Here is a 12,167-nt window from a genome sequence, read left to right on the forward strand (position 1 = left end):
TCGCCTAGTGGCATCCTAGACTTGGCCATCAATGAACAAATCGGCCTTTTCTACCGAGCCGGTCTGCTCCAGCCAGCATGATTTTTTCAGCAAAAGGTTATTAATCAATTAGAATGTTGGAGAGGGCGGATGAATAAGGACGATAACCCCAAAAGCTACAAGCTACTGGCCGACTTCTATTCGATTCATGATTGTGACATCGGAGAAGGCACGGTCGTCAGAGATTTCGTCAACCTGTATGGCTGCAGCATCGGGAAAGATTGCAAGATCGCCGCGTTTGCCGAGATCCAAAGGGGCGTCGTCCTGGGCGATAGATGCAAGGTCGAAGCCTACGCGTTCATACCCAGCGGTGTGACCATCGAGGATGAGGTCTTCATTGGTCCGCATGCCGTTTTCACCAATGACCTCCACCCACACGCAGTTGGGGACTGGGAGGTCACACCGACCGTCGTGCGGAAGGGTGCCTCCATAGGAGCCGGTGCGGTAATAGTATGTGGGGTCAACATCGGTGAGGGGGCAATGGTAGGCGCTGGAGCGGTCGTGACGAAGGATGTCCCTGCCAATTCCCTCGTGGTCGGAAACCCCGCCAGGGTGACAAAGAAGCTCAAATAACGGTGATTAAATTGAACAAAGTTCCATTCGCTAAACCCGTCGTGGACAAAGAAATGCTAGATGCGGTCACCAACGCCCTCCAGAATGAGAGGTTGGTGGGCGGGGAGAGCGTGCACAAGTTCGAAGAGGCGTTCGCGAGATACTGCGGCGTCAAACATGCGGTGTCGGTCTCCTCCGGAACCAATGCGTTGCAGTTGGCATTCATCGCCTTGGAGGTCATGGACAAGGAGGTCCAGACCACCCCCTTCTCATTCATAGCCACCGCCAACTCGGTCATCGAGGCCGGAGGCAAGCCCACTTTCTCGGACGCATCGGACCAGGACTACAACCTGGACCCGGGGAAGATCTCGAGCAAACTGACTAAGAAAACGGCCGCCCTGTTGCCAGTACATCTGTTCGGACGTCCATGCAGGATGGACGAGATTATGGACATCGCCTCGGACAAGGGTCTGAAAGTGGTCGAGGACGCCTGTCAGGCGCATGGTTCGCTCTACAAGGGAAAAAGGGCCGGGGCGATAGGCGACATCGGTTGCTTCTCTTTCTACCCGACCAAGAACATGACCGTCGGAGGGGACGGTGGCATGATCACCACGAACGACGGCGATCTGGCCAGGAACATCGCCAAGTATCGGGATTGTGGCCGGATATCCAGGTACGTGCATGATGTGGTGGGTTATACCTCTCGGCTAAACTCTGCAAACGCCGCTTTCGGCCTGGTGCAGCTGAAGCATCTGGACGAGTGGAACGAACAGAGAAGGGAGGTGGCCAAGATGTACGCTCGGCATTTGGACGGCATAAAGGATATCGCATTGCCGCCGAAGGGGGACAAGGACATCACGCCGGTCTTCCATCTCTATGCGGTCAGATGCACCAAGCGTGATGAGCTGGCGGAGCATCTGAACAAGAATGGCATTGAGGCGGGAGTGCACTACCCGGTACCGATCCACCTGCAACCGATATACAAGCAGCTCTACGGGTTCAAAGGAGGAGAGTTCCCTGTCTCTGAAGCGCTGGCGAACGAGATGATCTCGTTGCCGATGTTCCCTGAAATGAACCATGACGAGGTCAAGCGGGTATCTGAAGAGGTCCGGTCATTCTATTCGAGGTCGAAGTAAAATGAAACAGTTCCAGGTCGGTGTGCTCGGGGTCGGATATTGGGGAAGGAAGATCGTTGAGGAGTACAGCGCCATCCAGAACGTGAAGGTCCAGGCAGTCTCCGACCTGATGGACAAGAACCTGCAGCACTGTAAGGACCGGTACGGAGTGCCGGTGCTGGTCAACGATTATCACGACGTCATCAATGTGGAAAGCCTGCACGCGGTGCACATCTGCCTTCCAAACTCGCTCCATTTCCAGGCCTGCCAGGAAGCGTTAGAGGCGGGGAAGCACGTCCTGGTGGAGAAACCGATCACGCTATCCAGCAAGGAGGGCAACATCCTGGTGGAGCTGGCGGAGGCGAAGGGGCTGACCTTATCGGTCGGGCACATCTACCGTTTCAACAATGCATTGGCAGAGGTCAAGCGCCTGATAAGCGAGAACTTCTTCGGCCGCGTTTTCCTCCTCAACCTAACCTGGACCAACCTGGAACCGGTGTTCAACGATCGCGATGTGATCGTCGACCTGGCACCGCATTATTTTGACATAGTGAACTATATGCTTGATGCCTGGCCGGCCAAGATCACCTGCGTGGCCAAACCGTACAGGCAGAAGGAGAACCCCGAGGCGACCTATATCTGTTGCGAGATGCCGAACGGGGCCATCGCCCATGCGCACCTCAACTGGCTTTCACCGAAGAAAGTGCGGTCGATAGAGCTCGTGGGAGAGAACCGGTCCGCGGTCATCGACGCAGTCGGCCAGGAGGTCACCATCTATGAATCGGGTTACACTTATCGGCTGGGGGTTGAAAGGAACAACACCATCAGGACCGAACTGCTCCACTTCATCAAATCCATATCAGATCCGATGACCGAGACCAGGAACTCCGGGACCATAGGGGTCAAGACGGTCGAGATGATCGAACGGGCGAAGGATTCGCTGGCGCAGGGCAGAACGGTCTGAGACCGGCTGGTCACATGAGCGCCGATATCCTGATGTTGTTGTCCAACGAATACCGCCCGGACCCCCGCGTCAGGAAAGAAGCGATGACCCTGCACGATGCCGGCCATAGGGTTACCGTCCTCTGCTGGAACCGCTCGCACAAGGTAGCCGACCATCAGGATGATAGCGGCATGATCATCAAAAGGGTGCGAACCGGAAAGGTCCGGGGATCGCTTGGACTGGGCCTGAACATGCCTCTCTTCTTCGCTCGGGCCTATCTCCTTTCCCGTAGCCTCAAGTTCGACGCGGTGCACTGCCACGATTATGACACGTTGATGCTGGGGGCGTTCATATGCCGTCTCCGCCATGTTCCGCTTGTCTATGATTCACATGAATGGTATTCGAAGATGGTAGAGGACGACCTGCCCGGATTCGCCTGCAAGGTGATCGAAAGGACCGAATCGCTGCTGCTGGCCAATTGCCATGCGGTGATCGCCGCAAATGATGCCATCGCGGACCACCTGAAAGCTTCCGGTGCCATCGATGTCACCGTCGTCATGAACTGCATCGATCTGCCCCCGGACGCGCCCCGCGATGCGTACCGCGAGAAGGACCAGATCTCCCTATTCTACGGAGGAAGCCTGGAGCCCGGTCGTTTCATCGGCGAGATGCTGGAAGCGGTGAAGGGAAGTAAGGATTGTGTCCTGAGGATCGCCGGGAACGGTCGCCTTGCCGAGGATGTGAGACGTGCGGCGGCAGAATCGGAGAAAGTCCAGTTCCTCGGATACATCCCTCAGGAACAGGTCCTTCTGAACGTATCCCGCAGTGACGCAGTGGTCTGCATGATGGAACCCGGCAATGGGAACAATATCATAGGTACCCCGAACAAGCTGTTTGAGGCCATGGCGTATGGAGTACCGGCGATCGTGACCGAAGGGACCCACAGCGGCGACCTCGTCAAGGGACTGGATTGTGGAGTGGCAGTCGAATACAGTACCAGGGGGATGTCCTATGCCATCTCCGCCCTTCAAGACCCCGAAGCAAGGAGGAGAATGGGGAGGAACGGGAGGGTGGCCGCGGAGAAAGAATACAACTGGGCCGCAATGAAGGAAAAGCTGATGGCGGTCTACCGTTCTCTATGACACTTGTCGATTAGTGAAATGATTCTCTTAACGATTATATAGTCAACGTGTCGTTCAAGGAATGTCTGGAGCTCAGCAATAGATGAAGAGGCAGCTCGCGTCACCCCTCATTTCTCTCTTGATCTGCCTCATGTTGCTGCCTCTGTCAAGTCTTGTCAACGCCGACATTGTGGGGGGGACCGCCACGACAGCGTCGGTCGTGAACGGATGGGGATCGGCCGAGACCTTCGACAACGTTCCAACCGGCACAACCAGCCATTTCAATGATTTTTTCCTTATGCCAAACACCAACACCGACACCGTGATCCTTGACGGACGGCTATGGATCATGTTCCGTGGAAACGATTCCGCCATTGTAGCAAGATATTCCCCTCACGCCATCCAGAATACCTGGAATATCTCATTCGATGCTTTCACACCAAGGAATGGAGCTTCTTACCACATGAAGAACCTGACCTGCGGCACCTATGGCCTCAGGACCATGCTGGTGAACGGGGCCGGACAGAACATCACCGGTATCGAGCTATTGGTCGGACCTTCGGACATGGAAGGGATCCTGACCTACGACCCGATATCCGGTTCCTGGAACAGGGAATCGGCGGGCATATTGCCTGCCCTCTCCAACCGAAGCTCGGACCAGGAATCGGCCCCCGACCGGTACTTGGTGTCGATGGCGAGGACCTCTGCCACTTCGATACAGCTGACCGTCATTCATTCGAAGTTCGGTGTCATATTTGTCAAGAACATCGGAGTGGATAACGATCCGGAAAGCATTCCTGTGCTCCAGTTCTACTCGGATGCCACGGTCGGGTTCATCCCCACCCCGGACATCCATGGACCCTACCCGGCAAGCGGAGGGTGGATGCTGGACAACTTCGAGATCAGGCCGGTGGGCACCGGTTTCGCCGAGGTCCAACCGAACGTTGAGTCGAACACCCGGTCCGAACCCGTATGGGTGAAGGTCGTCGACCCGTTCGGAAACACGATATCGAACGCCTCGGTGACCATAGCCGGCCGCCAGGCAGCGTTCAATCCTTCCAATGGCCGATATATTGCGGATTCTGGGTTTCCAGAGGTGAAATGGGCGGTACCGACGGCTTATTCGGTGACCGCAGGAGGGGTCATAACGCAAGGCCTGGTCAAGGTGACCACAACTCCTGACCTCTGCACCGCGGCAGTGACGAAATGGTGGAACGGCTGGAACTGGGCGACGGTCCTGGCAAGGGATGATTGCAGCGGACCTTCAACAGCGCTCGACATGTTCAAAGGATATGATCATCCAGTGACCGCTTACATCTTCACTGAGAACCCGGTCGGCAATTCCTCCCTGATCCTCGCCACTCAATCAGAGATCGCCAAACACGGCCCGCATGACTATTATAACTGGATGAAGAAGACCTGGGCAGAATCTGTGCAGTCGGCGAACCAGGGACAACAGGCTCTGAAGAAAGCCTACATCTTTGCCAGCCGGTGGGACGACCCTTCCTATGTGGGGAACGGTGACACGTACATATCATTGGCGAATCCGGGCAACACGGCGACGTTCCAGATGGAATACGCCCAGTACCTGGCAGGAATAAGGATCGAGGGGATCTCCTCGAATCAGGCCAACGGGGCGCCGGGAAACGATTCCCTCATCAGTGCCTGGGGCGTAGATCAATGGGCCAAATGGGACCCGACGGCCCCCATAGACCTGATGGATGCCCTAAGGCAGGTCAACACGGACTACGCACAAGATTATTCGACGTTGATCTTCATCGCACAAAGAGGCGGACTGGCTCGTGTCTACAACCATGGCATCATCCAACAACCGGACATCCTGCATTGGTTATGCGACAATAAGACCGATCCGAAATTGGAGAACTGGAAGGCAACGGATGGCGAGGCGGCCAGCTATTACTATGGACGCATGACCACCGATGTGAGGGCCGTACCGGAGGCTACGACCCTTGACGACCAGGTGTACGAGGTCAGCCGCCAGGATCCCAAAGAAGCGGGATACTGGCTGGTCCCGATCACCATTGCGGTCCCGCTGAAGGATGCTGCCATCAAGAGCGTGGAGGTCGTGGGGATGGAAGGCACATCGAGTTCCGTCCCTTCATCCAATCCATTACTTCGCAACCTTTCGGGGGCCCGGGTGATGGATGTCGGATATGACATCCGTGATGGAGTTCTCTACGTTTCCGCTTTCTGGAACGCCAGCAGCGAGCTCAGGATCCACTATGTTCCCAAGGACCCAACGATCCTGAACCTGCCACGACTGGCAATGCCCCTGGGCGATGCATATTCGTTCAACGCCACTGCCACGGAAGGAATAGGAGATATCGTCTGGAAACTGAACACCGATGCCCCCTTCCTATCGATTCAATGGACCGATAGGACCCATTGCCTGGTGAGCGGAACCCCAACGGTTCCGGGCAACTTCTCGGTCAGCCTCACCGTCAGTTCCGGGCTGCACTCCAGCTCGGTCAACTACACCCTGATCGTCTGGCAGCCTCCAGACCTTGACCCGCCGACAACGGCGATATCGGGGGACGTGGGTCATTGGGTCAACAGGTCGGCGCTGATCCGGTTCACGGCACTTGATATGGTCAGCGGGGTGATGGTGATCAATTATGCGGTCGATGACGGCCAATGGAAGGTATGGACCAGAACGGTTACCATCGCATCCGAGGGAAGGCACACCGTCCGGTATTATTCGGTGGACAATGCCGGGAATGCTGAGAGCGTCAAGCAGGAAGAGGTGCTGATCGACAAAAAGGCTCCCGAAGCAAGGTTCAACAACCCTGAGAAGCAGCAATTCTTTGATGGAAAGGTTCACCTACGATTCAGCTCCTGGGATAACCTCAGCGGGATCGCGACGGTCCTCGTTACCGACGAGGCTGGAAACGCATACTCGATAATGCCGGGAGAGGCCTCGCTACTTCTGGACCATGTCGCCGTGGGCAACAGAACCTACGTTCTGGTGGCAACCGACAGGACCGGGAACATGGTGACCATCGCCACGACCATTGAGATGAGGCCCGGGGGAAGCCTGGTCTGGGACGATGCCTTTGCCCTGAACGTCCTATCCCTATCATTGGCCGCGGGCTTGCTCTGTGCGTCGGCCATCTTCCTAGGCGGCAGAAAGAAAGCAAAATAAGAGACTGGAGCCGAAAGAGTATTAACGTATCTGCACGTTCGTGAAGCTGGTACTGAATGCTCGCTAGCATTGTTCTGAATCTAATGAATGAGGAGAAGAACATCGCCGACCTCCTCGACAGCCTCGTGGTGCAAGAGGGCCCCATCGAGATCATTGTCGTTGATGCAGCCTCTAAGGACCGCACCCGGGACGTCGTGAAAGCCTACGCCGAGAAGTATCCCTTCATATCACTTCATATCAAGCCGGGAAGGCGAGGGGAGAGCACCAATTATGGAGTGTCCCTGGCCAAAGGCGAGATGATAATGTTCACCGGCGGCACCTGCATCGCCAATCCCTTCTGGGTGAAAGAGATGAGGGCCTCGATCAAAGCAGGGGCCAGCGTCGTTGTGGGAAGGACCATCAACATCGGTTACCAACCGTGGGAAAGCCTGGACAGGGTCGAACTGTACCATAAGGGCAACGACATCTCCTATCCGAGCTGCAACGAGGCCTTCAGCCGGGAGGCGATCACCGAGGTTGGAGGGTTCGACAACTGGTTCATCACGGCCGAGGACATCGACCTGAACATGAGGGCGGTGGACGCGGGCTTCAACATCGTTTATAACACCAACGCGGTCATCTATCACCGGACCAAGGCGACCCTGTACCGTTTCTTCAGACAGGCATTCTGGAATGGGGCGGGCCGGAAACAGCTGACACTGAAGCACGGCAAGTTGTGGGGTTCCTATGACCCGCTCAAGATGTTCAAACAGAGAATGACCATGTGGGCGTTCATCAGGTTGCTCGTGGCCATGATGGGATATGTCGGTTTCAAGCTGTTCGGGGACAAGGTGCCGGTCTCGAAATGAATATCTCCAATCGCAGAGAATTACAAACCCTTATTACCGAAAACCGGGAATACCGAACTGGCTGGTGCGTTTACTGAAGATCAGCGTGGTCATCCCTACGATGAACGAAGAACAGTCCATCGGCCAAGTGCTCGATTCCGTCCACGGCACCCTGCAACAGGCCGGTATAGAACACGAGATGCTCATAGTTGACACAAATTCCAAGGACCACACCCGTGAGATCGCGAAAGGGAAGGGAGCCAGGGTCATCGAGGAACCGCGCCGGGGATATGGGCGGGCGTACAAGACCGGATTCGAGAACGCCGCGGGGGAAATAATCGTCACCCTGGACGCGGATTGCACCTATCCGGCGGAGGATATCCCCAAACTTGTCGATACCCTGATCCAGGAAAAACTGGACTTCATAACCACCAACCGCTTTGCCGGCCTTGAGCCGGGCGCGATGACCTTCGAACATCATGTCGGCAACAAATTGCTCACCATCACCATGAACCTCCTTTTCAGGGTGAAGGTCAGGGATTCGCAGAGTGGAATGTGGGTCTTCCGTAAGGACCGGATGGGCAAGATGAACCTGAAGGACGACGGGATGGCCATGTCCGAGGAGATCAAGATCGAGGCCTTCAAGAAGCTCAGGGCCAAAGAGATCCCGATCTACTATCGCAAGCGGGTCGGGGAAGTGAAACTGTCATCCTGGAAGGACGGCTACAAGAACATCCGGTTCCTTTTCAAGAAATGTTTTGAGTACGAGTGAAACCGCATCGCTCCATGGCTAAGGCGATCCCTTCCTTGAGCCCCTTCCGGGCGGTAAGGTTGAAAAGGCAGGCCGATGGATGGTAGGTCGGCATGACATCAATCGTCCCATCCCCCCACGCCACTTCAAAGACCTGGTTCGCGTCGACCTTCAACGACACCTTTCTGCCCAGGAGCCCTTCGGAAGCGGTGAGCCCTAGCGCCACTATCAGACATCTGCCCTCCAGGTCCTCCTTCAGATACGGACGGCAGGCCTCCACCTCTTCTTTCGTGGGACGGCGGTTGTTCGGCGGCCGGCACTTGACCGCGTTGGTTATCATGATGCTCTCACGCGGGAGTCCATTCTCCGCCAGCAACCGGTCCAGCATCTTGCCGGCCTTGCCCACGAACGGTTTTCCGGTCCGATCTTCGGTCGCCCCGGGGGCCTCTCCGACGAATACCAGCCTGGAACTGAGGTCCCCGCTTGGGCCGACCACGTTAGCCCGTCCTTCGCACAGGATGCATCTCTTGCACTTCCGGTCCAACTTCATCAACGTGGCCCCAGTACATCACTGGCGGTGACAAGGGCATGCAATTTGGTGGACATCGATTCCAGCTTCTCCCGGCCGCCTTCCTCGCGGTCCACCACTGACAGCACATGGTCGACGGATGCCCCGTTCTTGCGCAGGACCTCGATGGCGTATGCGGCCGACCCGGCCGATGTGACCACGTCCTCCACCACCAGAACCTTCATTCCCGGTTCCAGGGAACCTTCGATCAGCTTGCCCGTGCCGTGGTCCTTCGGCTCCTTCCTTATCATGACGAACTGGATCCCGGTACGGAGCGAAAGCGCGACGGCCAGCGGTACGGAGCCGAGCACCACCCCGGCGATCCGGTCGACCTCGATATCGTCGTTTTCGATGATGTGGGCCATCTCATCGGCCACCTCTTCCAGTATGATCGGGTCGGTGCTCGCCTTCTTGATGTCGATGTAATACTTGCTCTTCTTTCCCGAGGACAGGGTGAAGTCCCCGTACAGTATCGCGCCGCAGCGCACCAATGAGTCTTTGATGCTGGACATTTCAATCACCAGGGTACCTTTTTCAAGCCTGCCTTATAGCCGATAATATTGACCGAACGGTGGAGGATGGGCGTAACAATCAGGACCGTCAATAGCGCCAGTATGCTCGCGCCGTCTATGAAGGAGGACATGAACCAGGAGGGGAAGAATATGATCACCGCGATCAACGCACCACCGATGAAGTTATACTGGTCCAGGATCGGAGCCTTGGCCCCCCTGCCTATGTTCAGCCTTCTCTTTATGAAGGAGCCGGCCAGATCGCCCATCAGGGAGCCGACCGCCAGCGCCAATACGATGCCGAAAGCGGTCGGCAGCGACCCGAACCCCCAGAGGCCCTGCTTATCCCCCAGCCCCGCTGCTATCATCATCTGGATGATCCCCAAGGCCACGCCGGCTGATATCCCACCGATCAGGCCGGTCCAGGTCTTTCCGTCGCCCAGTATCCGTTTGCCGTTCCACGAGCGACCGAAGTCGATCGGCCTGCCTCCCCCGAAGACCACAGCCGCGGAGTTGGGCAGGAACGCCGGCAACATCAACCAGAAGCCGCTCAGGGCGACGATGATCGCATCCATCGGCAGCAGATTCTGACGACCGATTAAGAACTTTTGCACCGATCGACCTGGTCGAAGAATTCCAACACCGAGGACAGGGGGTCGTCCGTGAGCTGCAGTTCGATCCGGTCGGTGAACTGCTTGGCCCGGCGGTCCAGGATGACCGCCGCTCCGATATCCGTCTCGGTTCTGATCAGCCTTCCGATGGCCTGCAGCATCTTACGGCTCGTAGGCGCTTTGACGGTTATCTCCCAGCCCTTGTGGAACTTGCGTTCGTAATAGTGCAACAGCGCCCGCTGCTTGGCCGTCGGCTTAGGGTAAGGCACCCCGATGATCACCGCCAGCTGCAGCTCCTTGTCTGGAAAGTCTATGCCTTCGCTGATGCGACCGCCGACCACCGAGAACAGAACGGCGCCCACCTCTGCCTCTCCCTTGAAACGGGTGACCACGTCCATCAGCTCCGCCTGGGCCATCCCCCTTTCCTCCAGCATGACCTTGCGCCTGATCTTGGTCAGGATCTTGTCCGCCAAGAACCGCTCCATGAGCGAGTAGGAGGGGAAGAATATGACCGTGTTCTTCTTCACCACGTTGCACAGGCTGACCACCGTCTCCTCCATGTTAGGGATGATCTCGTCATCCTGCGACATCTCCTCGAACTTGGTGGTAACGTTCTCGGTATAGAAGACCGCCCTGTGGTCCTTCGGGAAAGGGGAGGGGAAGGTGCGCATCACCGTCTCCGACGGCAGGCCGATCGAGTCCCGGTATTCCGCCAAGGGCGACAGCGTTCCGGACATATGGACGGTGCCGCCGCAACCCAGAAGGACCGACGTGGTAACGATCGGGTCGATGCAATACGCCTTGAAATAGGGGTTTTCGCCTCCCACGATCAACTTCACAAAGGTCCATTCGTCCGTGGAGAACCAGCTGCTGAGAAATGCCCCCATGGAGAATATGTACGACCGGGGCAGGCGGCCCTGCTCGATCCTCTGCTCCCTGACGATCTCGCCGTGCTCCATCAGCGCCTTGGAGGCGATCTCTATGGCCCGGGACGATGCGGTGAATGCGCTCATGAGCCCTTCTTCAAGGAACGACGGCGGGATCAGGCCATCCTCTTCGATCAGGTATTCCTCCAACGCCCCCTGGAGCAGCTTCCGCAGCTCGATGACCGTGTCCATGATGCTCACCCCTTGGAGGATCTCCGGATCGCCATACTCGTCGACCTCCTTCTGGACCAGGTCCAGCATGGCCCGGGAAAGCTCGAACGACTCGATCTCCCGAGTATAATCGGGAATGTTGTGGGCTTCGTCGATTATGACCATCAGTTCGTCCAGTCGCACCCCCATCCAGTCCAAAAGCGAATGCCTGATGAACGGGACGAAGAAGTAGGCATAGGGGGCGGCCACCACGGTCGCTGAGGAGATCATCTCCTTCATCAGCTCATGGGGACAGACGTTCTTCGAGTCGCAGTAGCGCACGAACTCTTCGGCAGTGGGAAGATTGGTACGGCAATATTTCTCCACCTCCTCATGGTCCACATTGATCAGCTCTGCATAGAACCGGCATCCGCCGGGCTGGTTGCTCAGGACCTTCTTCTTTTTCTCGCCACAGATCCGGGACAGCTCCTCAGGATTGCCGCCCTTGAGCTCCTGGTCCCGCCTGATGAGGGGGCATGTGACCTGCCTCCCTTGAATGGCCAGACCGAACACCGGCGTCTTCTCATTGATGCGCCGAAGCTCTCGCACCACCTGCTCCTCCTGCGAGTTGGTGCGGGTCAGGTAGAGCACCTTTCGCCCATGGGAGAGGGCCTCTTGGATCGTCCCGGAGAGCGCACAGACCGTTTTGCCGGTCCCGGTCCCGCTTTCCAATACCAGGTGTCCTTTGTTCCTGGAGACCTCCTCCACCAATTTCACGAACTGAAGCTGGTTCGGTCGGGGAGGATAAGGAAAGACATCCATCCCTCCTGCGAGGGGGGATAGCATAAATAGGGTTTCGGTGACCTCATCGAAACTGCAGTGACATTATTGG

At 56.9% G+C, this 12,167-nt stretch carries 12 protein-coding genes; 7 read left to right on the plus strand and 5 right to left on the minus strand.

Going from position 1 to position 12,167, the window contains the following annotated elements; translation table 11 throughout:
• Nucleotides 1–129 precede the first annotated feature (129 nt).
• From VGK23_11935 to VGK23_11950, 4 genes are read left to right on the plus strand one after another with little or no spacing between them, the layout of a single operon-like run.
• The gene (locus tag VGK23_11935) at nt 130–612 is read left to right on the plus strand and encodes an acyltransferase (protein ID HEY3421250.1); all 483 of its coding nucleotides are present in this window, start codon (nt 130–132) and stop codon (nt 610–612) included.
• An 11-nt stretch (nt 613–623) separates the two neighbouring features.
• Nucleotides 624–1,727: a DegT/DnrJ/EryC1/StrS family aminotransferase gene (locus tag VGK23_11940; GenBank protein HEY3421251.1), complete on the plus strand. Its 1,104-nt coding sequence runs from the start codon at nt 624–626 to the stop codon at nt 1,725–1,727.
• A gap of 1 nt (nt 1,728) precedes the next feature.
• A complete protein-coding gene (locus VGK23_11945; GenBank protein ID HEY3421252.1) occupies nt 1,729–2,670 on the plus strand; it encodes a Gfo/Idh/MocA family oxidoreductase in 942 nt (313 codons plus the stop codon).
• A 14-nt stretch (nt 2,671–2,684) separates the two neighbouring features.
• The gene (locus tag VGK23_11950; protein ID HEY3421253.1) at nt 2,685–3,791 is read left to right on the plus strand and encodes a glycosyltransferase family 4 protein; all 1,107 of its coding nucleotides are present in this window, start codon (nt 2,685–2,687) and stop codon (nt 3,789–3,791) included.
• 72 nt (nt 3,792–3,863) lie between these two features.
• On the opposite strand, the gene VGK23_11955 is transcribed toward VGK23_11950, so the two are convergent.
• Complete coding sequence (locus tag VGK23_11955) at nt 3,864–4,055, minus strand: hypothetical protein (protein ID HEY3421254.1); 192 nt, start codon at nt 4,053–4,055, stop codon at nt 3,864–3,866.
• Between the two features lie 13 nt (nt 4,056–4,068).
• On the opposite strand from VGK23_11955, the gene VGK23_11960 reads away from it, so the two are divergent.
• The 3 genes from VGK23_11960 to VGK23_11970 all read left to right on the plus strand — a co-directional run bounded on the left by VGK23_11960 (nt 4,069) and on the right by VGK23_11970 (nt 8,532).
• Nucleotides 4,069–6,933: a hypothetical protein gene (locus VGK23_11960; GenBank protein HEY3421255.1), complete on the plus strand. Its 2,865-nt coding sequence runs from the start codon at nt 4,069–4,071 to the stop codon at nt 6,931–6,933.
• 56 nt (nt 6,934–6,989) lie between these two features.
• Nucleotides 6,990–7,781, plus strand: coding sequence for a glycosyltransferase (locus VGK23_11965; protein ID HEY3421256.1), 792 nt, complete (start codon nt 6,990–6,992; stop codon nt 7,779–7,781).
• Between the two features lie 64 nt (nt 7,782–7,845).
• The gene (locus VGK23_11970) at nt 7,846–8,532 is read left to right on the plus strand and encodes a glycosyltransferase family 2 protein (GenBank protein HEY3421257.1); all 687 of its coding nucleotides are present in this window, start codon (nt 7,846–7,848) and stop codon (nt 8,530–8,532) included.
• On the opposite strand, the gene VGK23_11975 is transcribed toward VGK23_11970, so the two are convergent.
• Genes VGK23_11975 through VGK23_11990 form a run of 4 tightly spaced genes read right to left on the minus strand, consistent with a single transcriptional unit; the run spans nt 8,507 to nt 12,097 of the window.
• A complete protein-coding gene (locus VGK23_11975; GenBank protein HEY3421258.1) occupies nt 8,507–9,061 on the minus strand; it encodes a uracil-DNA glycosylase in 555 nt (184 codons plus the stop codon). The genes VGK23_11970 and VGK23_11975 overlap by 26 nt on opposite strands.
• Nucleotides 9,061–9,591, minus strand: coding sequence for an orotate phosphoribosyltransferase (pyrE, locus tag VGK23_11980; protein HEY3421259.1), 531 nt, complete (start codon nt 9,589–9,591; stop codon nt 9,061–9,063). Before pyrE ends, VGK23_11975 begins: the two co-directional genes overlap by 1 nt.
• A gap of 5 nt (nt 9,592–9,596) precedes the next feature.
• Nucleotides 9,597–10,202 carry a CDP-2,3-bis-(O-geranylgeranyl)-sn-glycerol synthase gene (locus VGK23_11985; protein ID HEY3421260.1) on the minus strand — a complete coding sequence of 202 codons (606 nt, stop codon included), beginning with the start codon at nt 10,200–10,202 and terminating at the stop codon, nt 9,597–9,599.
• Complete coding sequence (locus VGK23_11990; protein HEY3421261.1) at nt 10,187–12,097, minus strand: ATP-dependent DNA helicase; 1,911 nt, start codon at nt 12,095–12,097, stop codon at nt 10,187–10,189. The genes VGK23_11985 and VGK23_11990 overlap by 16 nt, the downstream gene beginning before the upstream one ends.
• Nucleotides 12,098–12,167: the final 70 nt, after the last annotated feature.

The sequence above is a fragment of the Methanomassiliicoccales archaeon genome (genome assembly GCA_036504055.1).
GTDB lineage: Archaea > Thermoplasmatota > Thermoplasmata > Methanomassiliicoccales > UBA472 > DASXVU01.